The following is a 21,511-nucleotide window of genomic DNA, read 5'->3' on the forward strand; positions in this document are numbered from 1 at the left end:
GGATCCCAGCCTTTTTCTCTTGCCTAATCTTAAGGGGATTTTACTGGCCTCTGCATTGACTTTCCCTAAGGACTTCGGTATTCTTAAAGATTGTAAGCTAGAAGTAATCTAGCGATGGAGGCAGATATGGAAATTCAAAAGACTAATGAAATTAACCGCTTACTGGACTTCTATTACCAGTTATTAACCAAAAAACAACAAGATTATATTAGTCTTTACTACCAAGATGACTACTCCCTCGGTGAAATTGCGGCCTACTTCGATGTCAGTCGGCAGGCCGTTTATGATAACATTCGTAGAACGGAGAAAACCCTGGAAAATTATGAATCCCGCTTACACTTAGCCTCTGACTACCGTAAGCGGCAAGGGGCGATCAAGGAGCTCAGGGACTATGTCACAAAGAATTATGCTCAAGATGACAAACTCAAACAAAAAGTAGATAAGTTACTAATAATGGATGATAAAGAGGTGTAAGGAATGGCTTTTGAAAGTTTATCGGACCGCCTGCAAGGAGCGGTAGAAAAAGTCGGTAAAAAGGGAAAAATCTCGGAAGGCGACTTGCGAGAAATGATGCGGGAAGTGCGTTTGGCCTTACTAGAGGCTGACGTTAACTTTAGAGTGGTAAAAAACTTTGTCCGCAAGGTCCAAGATAAGGCCTTAAATAGTGATGTCTTAGAATCACTGAGTCCAACCCAACAAATTGTCAAAATCGTTGATGAAGAATTGACTGAATTATTGGGTGGCGAGCAAGTCGGCATTAACTATAATGAAGATGGGCCAACAATTATCATGATGGCCGGTTTACAAGGGGCTGGTAAAACCACTACGGTGGGTAAATTAGCTAATCACTTACGGGAGGAAGACCATCGCAAGCCTCTCTTAGTGGCTGCTGACGTCTACCGTCCTGCTGCTATTGACCAGCTAGAAACCATTGGTCGTCAGTTGGACCTCCCTGTCTTCCAACTAGGTAACCAAGTCAGCCCTGTTGAGATCGCCCAAAAGGCAGTTATTTATGCCAAAGAAAATAATTACGACACTATCTTTATCGATACTGCCGGGCGCTTACAAATTGACCAAACTTTGATGGATGAATTAAAGAACATCCAAGCAGCCGTTCATCCCGATGAAATTCTCTTGACCGTCGATGCCATGAGTGGTCAAGAAGCTGCTAATGTGGCTAAGACTTTTGATGAAGAATTAGCACTCACCGGGGTAGTCCTGACTAAGTTAGACGGGGATACCCGTGGGGGGGCGGCCTTGTCGATTGCCTCTATCACTGGTAAACCGATTAAATTTACTGGGGTCGGGGAAAAATTAGAAGACATTGAAACCTTCTATCCTGACCGGATGTCTAACCGGATCTTGGGTATGGGGGACATGATGACCCTGATTGAAAAGGCCCAAAAAGAATTTGATGAAAAAGAAGCCGAAGAGATGGCGGCTAAGATGCAAGCCAATACCTACGACTTTAATGACTTCGTCAAGCAGATGGATCAAATGAACAAGATGGGTTCTTTTGAAAGTATTATTAAGATGATTCCGGGCTTAAATAAAATCTTACCTGTTGATAAGTTAAATATCGACCCTAAAGACATGGTCCGTACCAAGGCCATTATCCAGTCCATGACTGATTATGAGCGCACCCATCCAGACGAAATTAACCAAAGCCGGCGCCGGCGGATTGCTAAGGGATCAGCGACTACGGTCAATCAAGTCAACCAACTGATTAAACAATTTAACCAAAGTCGGACTATGATGTCAGCCATGACCAATGGGGATATGAGTTCCTTATCTTCCTTAATGGGTGGCATGCCTAATGGAATGGGTAATATGCCCAATATGCAAGGTATGGATGGTGGCCGCCGCAAGAAACAGCGGGCTCAAGAACTAGCAGCAAAACACATGAAGAAAAAATTAAATAAGCAACGTAAAAAACGTGGCAAAAAAGGGTAAATGTGAAGGAGACTAGTGGGATAAATGAAATTCGTTGAAATAGCAGCAGATGATTTTGACAAGTGGATCAAACAATTAGGCCGCAGCAACCACCTACAATCGCTCGACATGGCGCGCTTAAAAGCTGCCCGGGGCCGAGAAATTCATTATTTAGCCTTAGCAGATGACCAAGATCAGATTCTAGAAGCCTGCATTTTGGCCAGCTTACCTACCCATGTGGGTGGGGCCTTTGAATTAGAAGGTTGGCTGCCTGGAGATTTAAGCAATCGCGACCAAATCATTACTTTCTTGAACGGGGTTAAGGATTTTGTCAAGGCCCATAAAGGAATCTCCTTACTCGTGAAGCCAGATGTTGGGATTATTGTTACTGATGAAAAGGCACAAAACCCCAAAAAGATTAATGAAGACCTGGTATCCTGGATTGAAGCAGCAGGCTTCACTTACCATTACCAAGACAAAAGACCAGAATTTGCGGGCTTTGACTGGAATTATAAGAAGGATTTGACTACAGTTGACCCCAATAAGGTAGAAAAATCCTACCTCCATGGCGCCCAACAATCCCTCAAACAAGCCCATAAATATAGTACCGTGGTCCGAGAGATTACTGGAATTGAAGAAATGCCGCGCTTCTATGCCTGCTATGAGGAGACTTGTCAGCGATTGGGGATTGCGCCTAAGGAATACCCATACTTTGAAGAAGTTTATCAAAACATTGGCAGTGCGGCCCGCTTTGTCATTGCGGAAATTAATTTCAAAGACTACCAAGCGAGTTTAGTTGAACGTCAAGAGGAATTAGAAGGAATCTTAGCGGACTTAGATGAAGACCTGGCTAAGAATCCCAATAGCCGCAAAAAGAACAACCAAAGACGGGAATACCAATCCCAATATGACGCCCAAGTGAAAAAGATTGCCGATGCCCAGGTCTGGGTGGACCAAGCCAAAGAAGAACAAACCGTTTTAGCAGTTGCTCTCTTTATTGAGAGTTCTTATGAGATGACCTATCTCTATTCGGGCTCAGATGAGGAATATTCCATCATCAATGCCCCTTATCTCATCCAAGACCAATCCATCAAGCTAGCTATAGACCATGATATTCCGGTCTATAATTTCTTGGGCATCAGTGAGCCCTTTGATGAAAATAACGGCTTGCTTCATTTCAAGCAATCCTTTAATGGCTATGCGGAAAGAAATATTGGGACCTTTACCTGGTCACCACATCCCCACTTCCTCGCCCTCTATGAGAAGGTCAAACGTCTCCTTGGCCGCTACAATTAAGCGGTTAGGCCTTGACTTAATCAAACAATTGTTCTTAAGAATTCCAGTGGGACAATAACCCAAATAACTAAATTAAAGATTGATTAAGTTTGGGAGACTTTATTCAAATTACCTATTAACAAGCTTCGCTTCTTGCGAGGCTTTTTTAGTGGAGATGTAAATGATTTGCTATGTTTTTTTAGATAGGGTATTTTAGTAGTTAGTCAGTAATCGATTTCAGGGGGAGGTTGGTAAATTTTATGCAAGTGTTTTCCTATTTAAAGAGTTATCGTTGGCGGATTTTGCTGGTGATCGCTTTGACTTTTGGTAACGCCCTAGGGGAATTATTTTTACCGCGCTTAATGGCTGAAGTGGTTGACCAAGGGGTGGCCCAAGGAAATACGCAGTTTATTTTAAAAATTGGGAGCTGGATGTTGGTGGTCGTGCTGTTGACAGTGATTTGTCGGGGGTCGGCGGCCTTTCATTCTGCCAAGGTCGCCATGGGTTTCTCTCGTGATGTCAGACATGCTATTTATACTAAGGTCAACCATATGACCTTTGATGATACCGAACATTTTGGCATTTCATCCTTAATTACGCGAACGACAGACGATGTTAGCCAGGTAGAACAAATGGCTCTTATGGGACTAAGGCCTTGGGTGCGTGGCCCGCTCATGTTCATTGGTGGCCTGATTATGGCTATCTTAACCAATATGCAGTTATCCGTCATTATTTTATTGAGTATTCCCTTTTTATTTTTAGGGATGTGGGTCATTATCAAGAAGGCCCTCCCTTATTTTCCCCGTTTACAAGGGAAGTTAGACCGGATCAACCTGCTCTTTCGCCAGCGTTTGACCGGTTTAAAGGTGATTCGGGCCTTTAATAAGAATGACTATGAAGAAGAAGTCTTTAGTCAGGCCAATGATGAATATTATCAAATTGCCTTAAAGGTCAACAATTTAATGATTACGGTGATGCCGATTCTTTCCACGGTTTTGAACTTAGGAATTGTTGCCATTGCCTATTTTGGGGCTCATTTAATTAGCCAGGGAAGCTTAGAGATTGGTGGTCTAATGGCCTATCTTCAGTATATTACCCAGGTGCTAACGGCCTTAATCATGATTTGTAATCTACTCACCATGCTGCCTCGGACCGTGACTTCAACGGAAAGAATCAGTGAAGTCTTGGCTTATCCTCAAGCAGAAATGATTGGCGATAAGCTACTTAGCGAACCCATCAGTCGGGTAGAGGCTAAGGATTTGACTTTTTACTATCCGGGAGCGGCTCTACCGGCCCTAGATAAGATTAATTTCTCCCTAAGCAAAGGGGAAAGCCTAGGGATCATTGGTGGAACCGGGTCAGGGAAATCCACCCTCCTAAAACTCCTCTTACAGTTTTATCCACCCAGTGAGGGCGAGCTCTTAATCAATGGGCACGCCATTGAAAGTTTAGCACCAGGATCGGTTCGCCAGTACATTTCTTATATTCCCCAACAGAACTTCTTCTTTACTAAGACTGTCGGGGAAAACTTATCTTATGCGGATGAATCTGTTAGCGATGTTGCCATGGAGAACAACCTAGACATCGCCCAGGCCAGGGACTTTTTATCTGATCGTCCCTTAGCTGACCGCATGGTTCGAGGTGGGGTCAATTTTTCCGGCGGGCAACGTCAGCGCTTGGCCATTGCCCGGGCCCTAAGTCGTCGGGTCCCTCTCTACTTATTTGATGATTCTTTTTCAGCCTTAGACTATCAAACGGATTATCAATTGCGCCAAGCCCTAAAAGATAACCTGGGCGATGCTATGTTAATCATAGTGGCGCAAAGAGTGGCCACCATCCGCCATGCTGATAAGATCCTGGTCTTAGATGAGGGCAAGGTCAGTGCATATGGCAGCCACGAAGAGCTTATGAAGCATTCCGAACTCTATCGTGAAATTGTTATTAGTCAAGGGGAGGAGGATGACATCCATGGCTAGGAAGAAACACCAAAGTAGCCAAGCTAATTTGCTTCGTTTAATCAATCATTTAGGCAAGTACCATTGGCTATTAATTTTTAGCTTGTTAGCGACTATTGTGATTGCAGCCTGTGATATTATCGCTCCTCGGATTATGGGAGATTTAACCAATGGCATTGCGGCCGACATCAGCCAGGGTCAGGCCATTAATTTCGACCAGATCAAGGTCTTCTGTCTCTATCTCATTGCCATCTACCTGGTTTTGGGTCTTTTCCGCTACTTTCAAGGGCGTTTGCTGACCTACCTGGCCCAATCCTTTATCAAGGAATTACGTCAAGCCGTCTCAGAAAAAATTAGGAAAATTCCCCTGTCTTTTTTCGACCAACAGTTGACAGGAGACTTATTAAGTCGGATGACCAACGACATTGAAAGCTTGGGACGTAATATTCAGCAAAGTATTGACCAGGTCTTTTACGGGGCCATTCTCTTAGTCGGTATTTTGGTTATGATGCTGAGAATTTCAGTCACCATGACGGGGATTTTCTTTATTACCATTCCGCTATCCTTTTTTGCAACCCGCTTCATCACCTCACGGTCGCAGAAATATTTTCGGGCCAAGGCTAAGGGCCTGGGAGATATTGTGGGCTACATTGAGGAAAGTTTCACCGGTACCGACCTGATTAAAGCCTATAATTATCAAGACCGGGCTGACCAAGAATTCCAACGCTATAATAACCATCTCTATGAAGTTTCCTACCATGCCAGTTTTATGGCGGGAATCTTACTGCCAGTGATGACCTTTATTAGTAATATCGGCTACGTGGCTATTGCCATTGTGGGGGGCTTACTTGTCCTAGGACAGCGAATTTTAATTGGGGATGTTTTGGCTTTTATCCAATATAGTCAAAAAATTACCCGACCCATTAATACTATTGCCGAAATGGCTACTCTTCTCCAAGAAACCCTGGCATCGGCCGACCGGATCTTTGAATTATTAGATGCTCCCGAAGTGGTTGAGGATAGCACTTATGAAATAGAGCCGCCAATTGAAAGTATTGTCTTTGACCATGTTGGCTTTGCCTATGAAGATGAAATGGTGATTAAAGATTTAAATCTCCAGGTTGAAAAAGGTCAGACCATAGCCATCGTGGGGCCAACCGGGGCAGGAAAATCGACCCTGATTTCTTTGCTGCTGCGTTTTTATGACGTTAACCGCGGGGCTATTCGGGTCAACGGTATTGATATCCGCCAAGTCAGCCGGGAAAACTTGCGCCAATTTTTTGGCATGGTACTTCAAGATACCTGGCTCCAGCAGGGGACTATTGCGGATAATATCCGTTATGGGGCCGAGGGAGCTAGCAATGAAGAAGTGGTTCAAGCGGCCAAGGATGCCCACTGCTATCACTTTATTCAAAGCTTGCCCGATGGCTTCAATACCCTCTTAAATGAAGAAGCCAATAATATTTCTCAAGGGCAAAAGCAATTAATTACCATTGCTCGAGCCTTTATCTCTAACCCTGAGGTTATGATCCTTGATGAAGCCACCTCGTCAGTGGACACCCGTACTGAACAACTTATCCAGTCAGCCATGGCTAAGCTCATGCAAGGGCGGACCAACTTTGTCATTGCCCACCGTTTATCCACCATCGTGGAAGCCGATAAAATTCTGGTCTTAGACCAGGGGGATATTGTTGAACAAGGAAGTCATGAAGAATTACTGGCTAAAAAGGGCAAATACGCCCAACTCTACCAAAGCCAATTTAATGACTAATGAATAGAGAGTGCGACGGGTGCGCCAAAAGGCATGACCTCTGGAGCTAAAGGGCGAAAGAAGTCTCAAAGAGACTTCGCCGTCCTTTAGTGAAGTGGACGCTTGCCTTGCACCCGGAGCAGGTTTGAGAAGGATGTGAGAACGCCGTCAAAGACTTGAATTTTCTGAAGCAACTTCAAGGCTGGCGTTCGAACTCAACTACAGAGTGCGACAGTCACGCTAAATAACAAAATTGCTGGGAAATAAGCCCAGCTTTTTTTGTGTACCAAGCTTGGTAAAAAATACCTTTCAAAAGTCGGTTTTGCTCTAGGATAGGGCTAACCTTTGAGACGTTTTTCTTATCTTTCTATTTCTGTATTTTTGGGGGCTGTGCTATTATTAAAGCGAGAAAAGAAGGGGGTTGTTGGTAGGATGGAAAGTCTGCTCTTTCTATTAGGGGTCCTGGCTTTAATGGTAGCTTTAATGACTAGAGAGTACCTCTTTATGGGCTTAATAAGCCTGATTCTATTCGCTCTATACTTTTATTTCTTTGCCAGCGCTTCTTGGTTGGCTATAATTTTATTGGTTTTAGGTTTTTCTCTTTTGGCTTTTGAATTTATTTTACCCACAATGGGCCTCTTAGGCGTGATGGGCCTAGGGGTGATTTACCTGTCCTTATGGCTATTGCAGGGAAATTGGTTAAGGGCCTTAATAGACGGTACGCTAGGCTTAGCAATTGCCATAGTCACGGTTTTAATCTTTACCCGCTTGGGTTTTCAATTGCCTTTTACTAAGAAAATAATTTTAGACACTTCACTGACTGAAGCGGAGGGCTTCCAGTCCTTAGCTGACTCATCTAAATATCTCAACCAAAGGGCGGTCGCAGTGACTGATTGCCGTCCAGTGGGCAAAGCTCGCTTCTCTAATGGGAAAATTCTCGAGGTCCTTAGTCAGTACCACTATATAGAGAAAGGAAGCGAAGTCACAGTCGTTAAGGTGAAGAATGATCGCTTGCTGGTTGCTGAAATAAAATAAGCCTATCAGGCAAAATTTGTTTAAGTTGGGAAAAGTAATACAGAAAGGATGGTAGCTCATGACTAACCTACAAGCTGGAACCTTTTTAATCATGATGGTTTTACTGCTGACATTAATTGTTCTCTTTTTTGTTTTTGTCCCTATTGGTTTATGGATCACGGCCTATTTTTCCGGAGTTAAGGTAGGGATTGGAAATCTGATTGGTATGCGTTTGCGCCGGGTGAATCCTTCCCGCATCATTAAACCAATGATCAAAGCCACTAAGGCTGGTTTAGCTATTGATATTAATGAACTCGAAGCGCACTATCTAGCAGGTGGCGATGTGAACTCGGTGGTTGACGCTTTGATTGCGGCCCAAAGAGCCAATATTGACTTGGAATTTAAGCAAGCGGCCGCTATCGATTTGGCAGGTCGTGATGTTTTTGAAGCTGTTCAAGTCTCAGTTACCCCTAAGGTCATTGAAACCCCAATTATTGCTGGGGTAGCCCGTAACGGGATTGAGGTCAAGGCCAAGGCCAAGGTTACTGTCCGCGCTAACATTGAACGCTTGGTTGGTGGGGCAGGAGAAGAAACCATTATTGCCCGGGTTGGTGAAGGTATTGTCACCACAGTGGGGAGCTCGCAAAATCACTCAGAGGTCTTGGAGAATCCAGATTCCATTTCCCAAACCATCCTCCGCAAGGGACTGGACTCAGGGACTGCTTATGAGATCTTGTCAATTGATATTGCTGATGTCGATGTCGGAAGAAATATCGGAGCGAAATTACAGGCTGAACAGGCGGAGGCTGATAAACGAATTGCCCAAGCTAAGGCAGAAGAACGCCGGGCCTTAGCGGTCGCTGAGGAACAAGAAAATGTAGCCAAGACCCAGGAGATGCGCGCTAAGGTGGTTGAAGCCCAGTCTAAGGTTCCCCTAGCGATGGCTAGTGCCTTAGAATCAGGCCATTTGGGAGTTATGGACTATTACCGGATGCAAAATGTACAAGCGGATACTGATATGCGTCAATCTTTAGCCCATGAGGATAAGTCAGGTGATAAGTAATGGATAAGGCAGAGTGGAGGCAGCTGTTTAAAGAAGTGAAATTGGTCTGGTCGCTCATCAAAGATGAATTAACTCACTCTGATGACCAAGGAGATACAACGCTCCAGGAAGATGTTCAGCAGGATGAAAATGGCCAAGAGCTTTTAAGTGAGGATGAATCGAGGGAGAAGACCTCTCCCAAAAGCCAGCAAGATTCTTTGCGTCTGACTCACTTGGCTAAGTCTAATCGTGAAAGCACGGCCTTAGCAAGAGGCAAGCAGGACATGAAGGATAAAATCCTCAAGCTAGCTGATGAGGCTGAGGACTTAGCTTCGGATAAAGAGCTAGCAGAGCCCAATCACCCCCATGCCATTGACTTTGATCTGATTGCCAAAGACGAACAGGCTTTCAAGGACTATTTAGACCGCGAGCTACGGGAAACTTATGCGGATCTTGATGATTTCCAAGATCTTCCCCTAGCAGCAGATAAACAGGCTACTGCTCTGAACACGGCTAAGCCTCGCCTTTCTAAAGAGAATTTAGGTCAAGCCATTCGCTATAAAGAAATTCTTGACTGGCCCAAGGGCTGGTAGGAATTTGGGCCATTTAGTGCTAGCTTGAGTCACAAAACTAGCCGCTGCTAGGAATAAATTTCAGCTGTAAAGAAAAAATACTTTACAGACTCCTTAGAATTTGCTATAGTATAGCAATGTGAATAAAAGATTGAAAAAATAAAAACACAAGGAGGAATTTTATTCATGGCAGTTAAATTACGCTTAAAACGTATGGGATCAAAACGTAACCCATTTTACCGTATCGTTGCAGCAGATGCGCGTTCACCACGTGACGGACGTATCATCGAAAAGATTGGTACCTATAACCCAACTACCCAACCAGAAGAAGTTGTTTTAGATGAAGAACTTGCTTTAAAATGGTTAGGAAATGGTGCTCAACCTACTGATACTGTTCGTAACATTCTTTCTCGTCAAGGAATTATGCAAAAACATCACGAAGCTAAGCATAATAAATAAAGATAGGTGAATTGCATGCCGGACATTGAAAATTTACTAATGACTATTATTCAACCTTTAGTGAGTTATCCTGAAGACATTCAACTCGAAGTGAGTGATGGGGATGAATTCTTAGAATACCATTTAATGGTACATCCCGATGACGTTGGACGTGTCATTGGTAAGCGCGGACGCGTAGCGAATGCTATTCGCACCATTTTATATAGTGTACGCGTAAAGGGTCATCGTCGGGTTCGATTAACGATCGACCGTATCGATGAAGACCAATAAGATGATTGGTATTAGTAAGATTATCAGTTAAACTAGGATTATATCCTAGTTTTTTTCTTAGGCATTAAGCAGACTTGATAAGGAGATACGATGAGTCAAGAATTTTACCGTGTGGGAAAGATTGTCAATACCCAAGGCCTAAAGGGAGAGGTCCGGGTGATTGCCACCACTGATTTTCCCGACAAACGTTTTCAACCAGGAAGCCAACTAGTCATCTTTGACCATAAGAATAAAGAAGCTGAAGTCGAAGTTAATAGTCACCGCCAGCATAAAAATTTTCATATTCTTAGTTTTAAAGGCATGCCATCAATTAATGATGTAGAAGGCTTTAAGGGAATGGAAGTGATGGTTGCAGCTGAAAACCGGCAAAGTGATGATTTAGCTGAAGGCGAGTTCTTCTATGATCAAATCATCGGCTTAGCGGTCTATGACCTAGCGGGTAAGCTGCTAGGCAAGGTCAAGGCCATCACTCAATTAGGGCCTAATGATGTCTGGACTATCCAACGCAGTCAGCCGGGCAAGAAGGATGTTCTGATTCCCTATATCGATGACGTGGTCAAAGCGATCGATTTAGATGAGAAGAAAATAGTAATCGATGTACTTGAAGGATTGATTGACGATGAAGGTTAATATTTTAAGTCTATTTCCAGATATGTTTACTGGACCTATGAACCAGTCCATTATTGGTAAGGCCCAGGAGAAGGGTCTGATTGATATTGAAGTCACTGACTTTCGCCAATTTGCCAATAATAAGCATGGCCATGTCGATGACTATCCCTTTGGCGGGGGAGCGGGCATGCTGCTGCAAGTGGGGCCAATCTATCGGGCCCTGGAGGCCATTGATCCGCTTCTAGTGAGCGAAGATTTATCCAAGCGTCCAGCTAGCCGGGTAATTTTAATGGATCCTGCTGGCCAACGATTCACCCAAGCCAAGGCGGAAGAACTGGCCCAGGAAGACCAGTTAATCTTCATTTGTGGTCATTATGAAGGCTATGATGAGCGGATTAGAAACTATGTGACCGATGAAATTTCCATAGGTGACTTTGTCCTAACCGGTGGCGAGCTCGGTGCCATGACAGTGATTGATGCCACGGTGCGCCTTTTGGATGAGGCGGTAGGTAATAATGAGTCAGTGGAAGTGGAATCTTTTTCGACTGGCCTATTGGAATACCCCCAATATACCCGGCCGCGGTCCTTTATGGGCATGAATGTTCCGGACGTTCTTGTCAGTGGCGACCACCAAAAAATAGCCGATTGGAAGGGTAAGGAAGCCATCCGTCGTACCTATCTCAGACGGCCTGATCTCTTAGACCGAGCTGAGCTATCTGACCAAGAAAAGCAGTGGCTGCTAGAAATCCAGGCAGAAAATCCAAAATAAGCCTTTACACAAGACTTGAATTTTGGTATCATTTTACGAGTGAGGTTATTTCACAAATTTAAACAATATTCCGCTGTCGCTATGGAACATGAATATCTGTTGGAAAAGGAGAATTATCATGAGTCATAACCCAAAGTTAATCGATGAAATTGTTTCCGAACAATTACGCAGCGATATTCCAGATTTCCGTCCCGGAGACACCGTTCGTGTACACGCACGTGTTGTTGAAGGTGAACGTGAACGTATCCAAATTTTTGAAGGCGTTGTTTTAGCACGTAAAGGTCAAGGTATCAGCGAAACCTTCACCGTTCGTAAAGTATCAAACGGTGTTGGCGTTGAACGTATCTGGCCAGTACATACTCCTCGAGTAGCTAAAATTGAAGTGATCCGTCAAGGTAAAGTACGTCGTGCGAAACTTTACTACTTACGTGACCGTCACGGAAAAGCAGCGCGTATTGCTGAACGTCGTCGCAAAAAATAAGCGATTTAAAAACTGTGTCTTTGGCACAGTTTTTTTAATTGTCTGATAATTAGGAAAAAGGAGGAATAGACCGTGGAAGCTATCTATTTAGAAAACTGTCAGGTAGGTCTAACATTCAAAAGCCGTAGCTATCATCTGTCTGAAGAAGAAGCTATCAGTTTTGCAGAAAAATATGATCCTCAACCCTTCCACTTAGATAAGCAGGCTGCTGAAGACAGCTTCTTTAAGCAACTTTGTGCTAGCGGATGGTTGGTGACTGCCATTATGATGAAATTAATGGTTGAAAGTATTCCTTTTAAACATGGGGATATTGGTGCCGGAGTGACCCTCAATTGGACTAAACCTGTTTATCCCGGAGACGACCTGCATATTGAAGGGGAAATTACTGATTTCAAGCCTTCTAAGAGTAAGCCAGATCGTGGCATTGCCTATGTATCTGTAAAAGTCATCAACCAAGAAGATGATGTTGTCTTAGAAAATGAATCGAAGGTGGTTGTTTTTTCTAAGGATAAAGATTTTACTAAATAGTGAGAGTGGAGTTCACTCTCTTTTTTTATTGTTTAATGTCAAGAAAAGTCAGATATATAACTTGACTAAGTTTGATTAAAGGCTTATACTATGGATGTAGGATGAAAGAGATCCTAATAGTAAGATAATCAAAATAACTAAGAAAGGTGATCATTTATGAAAATGTATACAGTAACTGCAGAAGTTAACAGTGATAAATATGGTAAAGGTACCCTAGTTGCAGAACTTAATGAACAAGATTTCATCAAATATGCTAACCTTTCAGACCAAGATAAATTAGCCTTCTTAAAGGATAAGGGCGCTCAATTCCAAGTCGATGTCAATGAATTGGAAGATGATGATGTGGTTTCTTATAAGGTTGAAGAATCAGCAAGCGCTAGCCATCCAGCTCAAGCTAAAAGTTCAAAACCTCAAGTTAGCCGCAAAATGCGGATGAACATTAATGGTCAAGACACCGGCTGGGTGGATGTCACTGATGAAAATCAAGCCCAATATGACCAATTAATGGATCACTTTAACCAAATGCACCAACGCCTCAATGATGAATTCAGTCGTTTCTTTACCGACTTTAGACCAGGTCATTTCCTTGATTTCGATACCCCCTTCCTAGAAGATGGGAAGAAATCCGGCAAGGATGATAAGGACTATCAAGCCGATGGTGAAGATCAAGAAGAAAAGCAAGACAAATAAAGTTAACAAGCTAAAGATTTCCTTCTCCTAAAATATGAAATCCAAGTAAGAACTGGGATAAGCTTCCCAGTTCTTTTTTGTCGTGTGCCAGGTAGCAGGGGGACACCACTTCGGTTAATGTCTACGATGACAAGGGAGCACCATGAAGCAATCTTTTGTTCAATTAAAGGACAGTCCTCTATCAGTTCACCATAAAATACTATTTTGTTTTTTGTTGAAAAATTCATCCTTGATTTAACAGTCTTTTTTAAACTTCTTTTAATTAATTTCCTTGATAAGGGTGACAAATTAGGGTCAAAGTTTTAAAGTAGGAATGTGAAACGGAACAATAAATTGTTTCTTTTTGCCATCTTTGTAAGCGCTTAAGATGTTGCTGATGTTATCACTGGTTTTCATGTGAATACAGGAGGAATGAAGATGAGTCAATCGACCACTCAATTACACATTTTATTAAGTCGCAAAGTTAGCAAAGGCGCACTTTCTTTAGCTTTTGGGATGACTATGCTTTTTGCTTCTCAAGAAGCTGTACTGGCAGCTGAAATTGATCAAGTTGAAAGCAATCAAGCAGCTGAACAGTCATTAGTTATCCCTGATCAGCAAGGCCAAGACCATGATGCTGTATTAGAAGAATCGCAAACCATTGAGAGTGAAGCAGAAACTGAAACGGCTCTGCCAGAAGCAGAGATTAAAGATCTTGAGGAAGAACTTGCTGAAAAAGCAGCTGAAGCTCCTCAAGAATACCAACAAGAAGCTTCTCCTGTGGAAAGTGAAGAACTTGGTCAGCATGAAGAAGTTAGTGAGCCAAAAGAGCTTAGTCCAGAAAGGTCAACTAATACTAATAAGGAAGAGACTTCTCCAGTAGAAGATAGCGAAAAAGATCTTGATAAAACATCTGAGAAAGCAGAAAAAGATGAAAAAGAAGAAACCGAAGCAGTCGATGGAGAGGCTACTGGAAAAGACAAGCAAGCAGTAAAGGTCGAAAAAGTTGACGATGATTATAAACAAGTCAATCAAGAAAAAGGCCGTGCTAGTGAAGAAGAAGCGATTGACTTTGCTGCTTTAGAAAACTTTGCTAAGGAAAATCCCGCAGGCTTCAATAAAGTTCTCTCGGTTGCTATTGCAGTATCGGTTCAAGACGAGGACCGTGCGACTAGCGAAGAGGTTTTAAAGACCTTAGGGGAAGTTCTTGTTGATAACGAATTAAACCATGAATTATTAGTCGAACTGTCTAAATTTGTGATCCGTTACGGCGAATTAGGACCAGATGAAAGCGAAACTCACCACATCGTTGAAGGCCAACCAAGTGTTAGCCGGGCATCTGGCTTCTCCTTCTATGCAGCTGGTGAAGACAAACCTGCTGTTAGCTTTGAAGACTTTGAAAAATTAGTGGCTAAAGTAACAGGAACAACGGATAGCGTCCTTAGCCTATTAGAAAACTTACAAAAAGGGGAACGGCCTGCTGCTGGTATCGGAGCGATCATGGATTCGATTCTCCCCGTTAACTTAAACTTCACTAAGATTGGTGAATTAATCCAACGTATCGCCGAACTTAAAGCCGAAGCGGTTCGTCAAGATGTCTATCTCTCAACAGAAGTCGTCGGTGCCATTGCTGAATTAATTCCTTCTGAAGTGACCTTCAATGGGACACCTGTGAACTATGTTTTAGACAAATTAGGGCAAATGGCTATGGATATCGGACGTAGCGTTGCAGATGGTATGGTTGTTAGCTACCACCCAGGCAGCTTCTACAACCCAAATACCCTCCGTTTACGTGCTCAAGTCTTACGCAAGGGTGCCGAATTAATTAAAACAGCAACCAGTGAATGGCGGATGAAACCACAAATTGTTCACTCTAAAGCTGGTCTAGAAATTACCCACGCCTTTATGTCTGTTGTCGATCCTTTCTCAACGGCAGAACGTTTGACTAAACGGTTGAATGAATTAGAAGCCTTAGAAGTCTTCGGTAATGCTTACCGGAATATCACTCCTAAAGACATTGCCACAACTTATATTAAGGAAAAATTGGACAAGGCTATCTGGGACACCCGTTTCAAACGCGATGAATACATTCTTTCTAAAGTTCCTTTTGACGTTTACCACAAGCTAAACAAGGCCATTACCCGTGCGGTTGGCGTTCAATTATACTCAGAAACTCGCGTTTACCAAATTGACGATGCGGTTGCTGAACTCGAGGCAGCTTACGGGGATGCTCTTGCTTACTTAGAAAGCATTCCAGCTGACCAACAAATCGCTCCAAATGCCCTCAAACGTGAATTGAAAGACCTTATTTGGAACACCCGCTTTGAACGTGATGGGTCAATCTTAGGTAATGTGCCAACTGAAGTTTACACGGCACTCAATGCCACATTAACTAAGGCTGTTGGCCTACAATTAGACCTTCACGCTAAAACAGTCGATGTAAAAGCCGCAATGGAAGAAATTAAGGCTCAATTAGGTGAAGCTCGTGAAACTGCACAAGCAATCTTGAATGCCCGTGCTTCTAAAGAAAGAAAACTTGAACTTCGTGACCTGATCGGTGAAGTTCGAAGCATCCGCGATAGCGAATTGCTGGGCAAGGTTTCTTTCGATGCCTACAATCATTTAAATCAAGTGATCACCAAGGCTGTAGGAACCCGCCTCAACTTGAAAGCAAGCAATGCAGAAGTTGATGAAGCGGCTAACACTCTACGTCAAGCCCTCGCTGCAGCCCGAGCTGAATTGGTTTAGTTTCTAAGCTTATGGTGAGGGATTTTGTGCCAAGCGATTTGCTTTTAGGCTTAATTGTATTGTTGTGAATTTTAATTAACAATGTCATACCGCAAAATGGTATGGCATTTTTTTGTACGGATAGTTTAATCAAGAAAGCTTGCTGACTAGCCCTTGAAAATTGGATGCGGAATTGAAATAATAAGGACAATCAATGAAGAGGTGGAAAAATGAACTACTATGCTTTGAAATATTTTAAAGCGGTGGCTGAGATAGGTAATATGACCAGCGCTGCGGAAGAATTAAAGGTGTCCCAACCAGCTATTAGCCGTGCCATTAAGCAGTTAGAAGAAGACTTAGGGGTCGATTTATTTGTTCGTCAAGGCCGTAGTATTCATTTAAATCACTATGGGGAGACTTTTTTAACTTACTTGGACTATTCTTTTAGTGCCTTAAGTGAAGGCAAGCGGGTGGTTAGGGAGATTTCCGGTTTAGAAAATGGTGAAATTACCATTGGCGTGACCCTTCCTCATGTCTTCCCTAACTTATTGAGTAACTTTCTCCGGGATTATCCACATGTTCGGATCAAACAGTATGAAGCAGCAAGTGGCTTGATGCTAGAGAAATTATTAAGAGATCAACTGGACTTTTGGATAGCTACCCATGAGATTAACCATGACCAAGTCGAGACTCTGCCGATAATTAGTGAAGAAATCTTTGTCACAGTGAGCCGTCAACACCCCTTGGCCCAGGCTAAGCAGGTTGCCTTAAGTGATTTAAAGGGGGAAAAGTTTGTCGGTTCTAGCCAGGGCTATAGTTTTCGGGAGTTAACGGATGGCTTCTGTCAACAGGCCGGCTTTACGCCTGATTATCAGATCGAGTTAGAGGATGCTGCCGCTATCCATAAATTAGTTGAAGCTGGTTATGGAATTTCCTTTACCCCAAAAATTTCCCTCTTATCTAGTCAAGAAAAGATTATCCCTCTAAGGATCGCCGATTATTCCATCCAGCGGACGATCAGTCTGGTCTATAAGAAAGACCATTATTTCTCCCAAGCGGCTAAAGCCTTTTTCGATTTTTCTAAAGACTACCTTCGTGACTTTGCCTAATAGAATATAGAGCACTCGAATATGTCCTCCAAGTCATACTTATAGACTTGGGGGATTTTTTACTGATTTAAATTAATCTCCTCTTTATATAAATTAAAGTTATCGATAAATGCAAAATAGGTATTATTATTTATCGATCTTTCTTGGTAAACTGCAGTAAAGATATCTTTATGACGAGTCCTTTAGCTAAGGAAATGAAAGCGCTAACAATATAAGATAGGAGAATACTATGGATATTCAAGGCAAGGTAGTTATTGTTACGGGTGCGGCTAGCGGAATTGGGCAAGCCACTGCCTATTTGCTGGCAGAAAAAGGAGCAAAGGTTATTGTGGCAGATTTAGATGACAACCGCGCTCAGGAAGTCTCTCAAGCTATTAATGCCAAAGGGGGAGATAGTCAATATTTTCAAATCGATGTAACTTCCTATGAAGCTAATCAAAAATTAGTTGATTTCAGTATTGAAAAATATGGCCGTTTAGATGCTAGTTTCCTTTGTGCCGGAATTATGCAACTGTCGCGTCTATCAGATATTAAGGTCGATGAATGGGATCGGCAGATCGATATTAATTTAAAGGGAGTTATGTATGGGATCGCTGCAGCCATGCCTGTCTTTAAAGAGCAAAAGGCGGGACATCTTCTTACGGTTTCCTCCATTGCCGGTCTCCATCCTTTTATTGATACGGGGGCTTATTGTGCAAGTAAATGGGGTGTGAGAGTCTTTATGGAAGTGATCCGTCGTGAATCAGCTGACGAAGGGACTAATATCAGGACAACTACCCTTTATCCCGGGGATATTGACACTAACCTCACTGCCCATACTACGGATGCAGCCATTAAGGCCGGCTTAGAGAAGGTCTATGAAGAAGTGGCTATTCCAGCCGACCGAGTTGCTCAAGCCATTGCTTTTGCCATTGGAGCACCAGCCGATGCTAATGTCAGTGAGATCACTATATTTCCAACCAAGCAAGTTATCTAGAGAATTTATAAGGAGGAAGAACGATGTCAGAAGTTAAGGACTTAATTGAACGCGCTAGAAAAGCCATGGAAGCTATCCAGGACTATAGTCAAGCCGAAGTGGATGCTATGGTAGAAAATGTAGCCAAACGAGTTTACCAAAAAGCCGGAGAGTTAGCAGCCTTTGCCATTGAGGAAACTGGTATGGGAAGATTAGATTCTGGTACTGAAAAGGTGCAGAATATTGCTAAAAATGTCTGGGAAGATATCAAGGATGAAAAGTCAGTCGGAGTAATTCATTATGACAAAGAAACAGGCATCACTGAGCTTGCCCATCCGGCTGGGGTGATCGGTTCGGTTACACCAGTTACCCAACCGACGATTACCCCTTTAGGCAATGGGATGATGGCACTCAAAGGCCGGAATGCTCTGGTTTTCTCACCCCATCCAAGTGCTATTAAAAGTACCGCTAAGACCATTGAAGTGATGCGGGATGCTTTAGAAGAAGTAGGGGCGCCTAAGGACCTATTGGTTTACTACGAATCACCATCCAATGAGGCCACCCAGGACTTAATGGCCAATACTGATTTGATTGTAGCCACCGGGGGACCAGGATTGGTCCATGCCGCCTATTCTAGCGGGACACCAGCTTATGGAGTTGGTGCAGGAAACTCCCAGGGGATTTTGGATGACGACTTTGATGTTGATAAAGCCGCCGAACTAAGCGTGGCAGCTCGGGCTTTTGATAATGGGCTCCCATGTACTAGCCAGCAGATTTTATTCTATCCTAGACATAAAGAAGCCGACTTAGTTCAAGCCTTGGAAAAATATCAGGCCTACGTGATCACCGATTCAGCAACGGTTGACCAGCTCAGGGAGAATTTAATTGATGAATCAGGGAAATTTAAAGCTGATCTGATTGGTAAGAGTCCTCACTTTATTGGCCAGGTAGCAGGAGTAGCTATTCCAGAAGAGGCTGAGATTGTTGTGGCTAAAATCAGCAAAAACGACCAAGAGGAACCTCTCACCAAAGAAAAATTATTTCCTTTAATGACTATGGCTGCCTATGATGACTTCGAAGCAGCCGTTGACTTAGCCAAGAGAAACCTGGTCATCCAGGGAGGGGCAGGGCATTCTTCTGTCGTCTTTACCAATAGCCGCCAACGGGAAGAATATGTTGGCCTCCATTTACCGATTTCACGCTTAATGGTTAACCAAGTTGTAAATGCCATGGGTGGTGCCACTAACGGTTTGAATACTTCCGTGTCTTTAGGTTGTGGAACCTGGGGGAATAACGTTATTTCAGAAAACTTGACCTACCGTCACCTGCTCAATGTTTCCCGTATTTCTGACCCAATTGATCTGGGAGAAATTGACCATGGCTGGTAAAGGAGCTCTGCCATGAAATCATTTGAAGAACTTTTAACTATCTTTCAACCCCAAGGCAAAGTCAAAGTGGGCTTTGTCAATGCCCTGGACCATTCCAGTATTGAAACCGCCAGTGACCCCCGGATAAAAGATTATATTGAACCCGTTTTTCTAGGGGATAAGGCTAAGATTGAGTCCTTAGTTAAGGATTACCCGCTGAGTCATTATCAAGTGCTTGATGCCAAAGATGATCTTTCTGCCGCTAAGTTAGCCGTGGAAAAGGTCCACCAAGGAGAAATCCAGCTGCTCTGTAAGGGCAAACTCCCTTCAAGTCATTTTCTCCGTCCTATCGTCAATAAGGAAAGTGGCATTGTTTGTAGCGACTTACTTTCAACAGTAACCTTACTGGATATCCCCCAATATCCTAAGTTGTTGGTAAATACTGATGGGGGAATGAATTTAAATCCCAATTTTGAGCAGAAAAAGATAATCATTCGACATGCTGTTGAAGTCATGAATGATATTGGCATACAAGCCCCTAAAATTGCTGTATTGGGAGCTACTGAGGAAGTCAATGATAAGATTCAATCGTCTAAGGATGCATATGACTTAATGAAGGACTTTAGTCAGGATCCTGATTTTAAAGGCAGTATTGCCGGCCCGATCTCCTTAGACCTGGCCCTCAGTCAAGCGGCTAGCCAGCTTAAGGAGTATCACTCAGAGGTGGCGGGACAGGCAGATATTTTAGTCTCTCCTGATATGACCACGGGAAATATTTTAAGCAAGGCCTTGACCATACTGGGTAAGGGACGTTTAGCCACCATTGTTAAAGGGGCCCAGGTTCCTATTGTGATGAATTCCCGGGGGTCAAGCAGTGATGAAAAAGTTTTCGCCTTACTGTTAGCACTTTTTTCCTGGAGGTAGCCTATGAAAATTTTAGCCATTAATCCAGGATCTACTTCGACTAAAGTGTCACTCTATAGTGATGGTAAGATCCAAGCCGTAGAAAATTACCAGCATAGTCCCAAGGATTTAGCCCATTTAGGGTCTGTCATTAAACAAAAGGACTTACGGAAACGATGTGTGGTCAAGTTTATAGAAAAACAGGATTTGACCTTGGATGATCTTGATGCCATTTCAGCCCGGGGAGGGACTTTGCCTGCTGTTAATGCGGGGGCTTATCGGATCAATGAACAGATGGTTGACTATCTCACTCATAAGACCAGAAATCCACATGCTTCCAGTCTGGCGGCTATTATCGCCTATGAATTAAAGATAGAGTATGATCAGACGAACTTACCCATTATGATTTATGATTCAGTAGCGGTTGACCAGTTTACCCCAGTTGCTCGACTGTCGGGTTTAAAGGGGGCAGACCGGGTGAGTGGCAGCCATGCCCTCAATACCCGAGCTGTGGCCATGAAGGTCTGTCAAGACCTGGGGACTAGCTACCAAGCAAGCAATTTGATTGTTTGCCATATGGGTGGTGGTATTTCAACCAGCGCTCACTTGAAGGGCAGGATGGTTGATAATATTTCTGATGATGAGGGGCCCATGGGGATGGATCGCACCGGTGAACTCCCTTTATTAGCCCTGTTTAAGGTGATTGAGGGCTATTCCTATGAAGAAATGGTTCGATTGAACAAGCAAGAGGGCGGTATTAAATCTTACACAGGCTTGACTGATATGCGTCAAGTGCAAGCCGAAGCTGATAAGGGGAATGATCATTATCAGCTGGTCATTGATGCCTTTGTCTATCAAATTGCTAAAGCCATTGGCTCGCTAGCCACAGTACTCAAGGGCGAGGTCGATCGGATCATTCTTACTGGTGGAGTCGCTCATTCTCAAAAGATTACCCAGGCTATTAGCGACCGGGTAGCCTTTATCGCGCCGGTCATTGTTGAAGCGGGAGAACATGAGATGTTAGCCCTATCACAAGGGGCAGAACGGGTACTCTTGGGGCAAGAAGACTTGCAAGAGTTTACTCTTAATTAGTTTTATATCTACTCGCTAGGCTGGGGGAAGAAA

21 protein-coding genes are annotated in these 21,511 nt (G+C 43.3%); all 21 read left to right on the top strand.

What is annotated here, in order from left to right:
• Positions 1–126 precede the first annotated feature (126 nt).
• The 21 genes from CJ190_RS02375 to buk all read left to right on the top strand — a co-directional run bounded on the left by CJ190_RS02375 (position 127) and on the right by buk (position 21,478).
• Entirely contained in the window at positions 127–474 is a 348-nt protein-coding gene (locus CJ190_RS02375) for a putative DNA-binding protein (RefSeq protein WP_064292577.1), read from the top strand.
• 3 nt (positions 475–477) lie between these two features.
• The gene (gene ffh, locus CJ190_RS02380; RefSeq protein WP_064292576.1) at positions 478–1,953 is read left to right on the top strand and encodes a signal recognition particle protein; all 1,476 of its coding nucleotides are present in this window, start codon (positions 478–480) and stop codon (positions 1,951–1,953) included.
• 24 nt (positions 1,954–1,977) lie between these two features.
• Positions 1,978–3,228, top strand: coding sequence for a peptidoglycan bridge formation glycyltransferase FemA/FemB family protein (locus CJ190_RS02385; protein WP_064292575.1), 1,251 nt, complete (start codon positions 1,978–1,980; stop codon positions 3,226–3,228).
• Positions 3,229–3,467: 239 nt separating this feature from the next.
• Positions 3,468–5,183, top strand: a complete 1,716-nt coding sequence (locus CJ190_RS02390; protein ID WP_064292574.1) for an ABC transporter ATP-binding protein — start codon at positions 3,468–3,470, stop codon at positions 5,181–5,183.
• Positions 5,176–6,933 (top strand): ABC transporter ATP-binding protein, encoded by a 1,758-nt coding sequence (locus CJ190_RS02395; protein WP_064292573.1) that lies wholly within the window; start codon positions 5,176–5,178, stop codon positions 6,931–6,933. The genes CJ190_RS02390 and CJ190_RS02395 overlap by 8 nt, the downstream gene beginning before the upstream one ends.
• Before the next feature lie 411 nt (positions 6,934–7,344).
• On the top strand, positions 7,345–7,947 hold the full coding sequence (locus tag CJ190_RS02400; protein ID WP_064293200.1) for an NfeD family protein: 603 nt from the start codon (positions 7,345–7,347) through the stop codon (positions 7,945–7,947).
• Positions 7,948–8,005: 58 nt separating this feature from the next.
• On the top strand, positions 8,006–8,989 hold the full coding sequence (floA, locus tag CJ190_RS02405) for a flotillin-like protein FloA (protein WP_064293199.1): 984 nt from the start codon (positions 8,006–8,008) through the stop codon (positions 8,987–8,989).
• Positions 8,989–9,561 (top strand): hypothetical protein, encoded by a 573-nt coding sequence (locus CJ190_RS02410; RefSeq protein WP_064293198.1) that lies wholly within the window; start codon positions 8,989–8,991, stop codon positions 9,559–9,561. Before floA ends, CJ190_RS02410 begins: the two co-directional genes overlap by 1 nt.
• A 165-nt stretch (positions 9,562–9,726) precedes the next feature.
• Positions 9,727–9,999 (top strand): 30S ribosomal protein S16, encoded by a 273-nt coding sequence (gene rpsP / locus CJ190_RS02415; protein WP_013668726.1) that lies wholly within the window; start codon positions 9,727–9,729, stop codon positions 9,997–9,999.
• A gap of 15 nt (positions 10,000–10,014) precedes the next feature.
• On the top strand, positions 10,015–10,269 hold the full coding sequence (locus CJ190_RS02420) for a KH domain-containing protein (RefSeq protein WP_064293197.1): 255 nt from the start codon (positions 10,015–10,017) through the stop codon (positions 10,267–10,269).
• Positions 10,270–10,359: 90 nt separating this feature from the next.
• Positions 10,360–10,899, top strand: coding sequence for a ribosome maturation factor RimM (rimM, locus tag CJ190_RS02425; protein ID WP_064293196.1), 540 nt, complete (start codon positions 10,360–10,362; stop codon positions 10,897–10,899).
• The gene (trmD, locus tag CJ190_RS02430) at positions 10,889–11,647 is read left to right on the top strand and encodes a tRNA (guanosine(37)-N1)-methyltransferase TrmD (protein ID WP_064293195.1); all 759 of its coding nucleotides are present in this window, start codon (positions 10,889–10,891) and stop codon (positions 11,645–11,647) included. Before rimM ends, trmD begins: the two co-directional genes overlap by 11 nt.
• Before the next feature lie 118 nt (positions 11,648–11,765).
• Positions 11,766–12,128 carry a 50S ribosomal protein L19 gene (gene rplS, locus CJ190_RS02435; protein ID WP_013669011.1) on the top strand — a complete coding sequence of 121 codons (363 nt, stop codon included), beginning with the start codon at positions 11,766–11,768 and terminating at the stop codon, positions 12,126–12,128.
• A gap of 72 nt (positions 12,129–12,200) precedes the next feature.
• Complete coding sequence (locus tag CJ190_RS02440) at positions 12,201–12,656, top strand: MaoC family dehydratase (RefSeq protein WP_064293194.1); 456 nt, start codon at positions 12,201–12,203, stop codon at positions 12,654–12,656.
• Between the two features lie 156 nt (positions 12,657–12,812).
• On the top strand, positions 12,813–13,346 hold the full coding sequence (locus CJ190_RS02445) for a hypothetical protein (protein ID WP_064293193.1): 534 nt from the start codon (positions 12,813–12,815) through the stop codon (positions 13,344–13,346).
• Between the two features lie 417 nt (positions 13,347–13,763).
• Entirely contained in the window at positions 13,764–16,073 is a 2,310-nt protein-coding gene (locus CJ190_RS02450) for a CAMP factor family pore-forming toxin (RefSeq protein ID WP_064293192.1), read from the top strand.
• Between the two features lie 209 nt (positions 16,074–16,282).
• Entirely contained in the window at positions 16,283–17,161 is an 879-nt protein-coding gene (locus CJ190_RS02455; protein WP_064293191.1) for a LysR family transcriptional regulator, read from the top strand.
• A gap of 229 nt (positions 17,162–17,390) precedes the next feature.
• Complete coding sequence (locus CJ190_RS02460; RefSeq protein WP_064293190.1) at positions 17,391–18,137, top strand: SDR family oxidoreductase; 747 nt, start codon at positions 17,391–17,393, stop codon at positions 18,135–18,137.
• 23 nt (positions 18,138–18,160) lie between these two features.
• Positions 18,161–19,504 (top strand): aldehyde dehydrogenase family protein, encoded by a 1,344-nt coding sequence (locus CJ190_RS02465; protein ID WP_064293189.1) that lies wholly within the window; start codon positions 18,161–18,163, stop codon positions 19,502–19,504.
• A gap of 12 nt (positions 19,505–19,516) precedes the next feature.
• Positions 19,517–20,407 carry a phosphate acyltransferase gene (locus CJ190_RS02470; protein ID WP_070598023.1) on the top strand — a complete coding sequence of 297 codons (891 nt, stop codon included), beginning with the start codon at positions 19,517–19,519 and terminating at the stop codon, positions 20,405–20,407.
• A 3-nt stretch (positions 20,408–20,410) separates the two neighbouring features.
• On the top strand, positions 20,411–21,478 hold the full coding sequence (gene buk / locus CJ190_RS02475; protein WP_064293187.1) for a butyrate kinase: 1,068 nt from the start codon (positions 20,411–20,413) through the stop codon (positions 21,476–21,478).
• Positions 21,479–21,511: the final 33 nt, after the last annotated feature.

Source organism: Aerococcus loyolae, assembly GCF_002871915.2.
GTDB lineage: Bacteria > Bacillota > Bacilli > Lactobacillales > Aerococcaceae > Aerococcus > Aerococcus loyolae.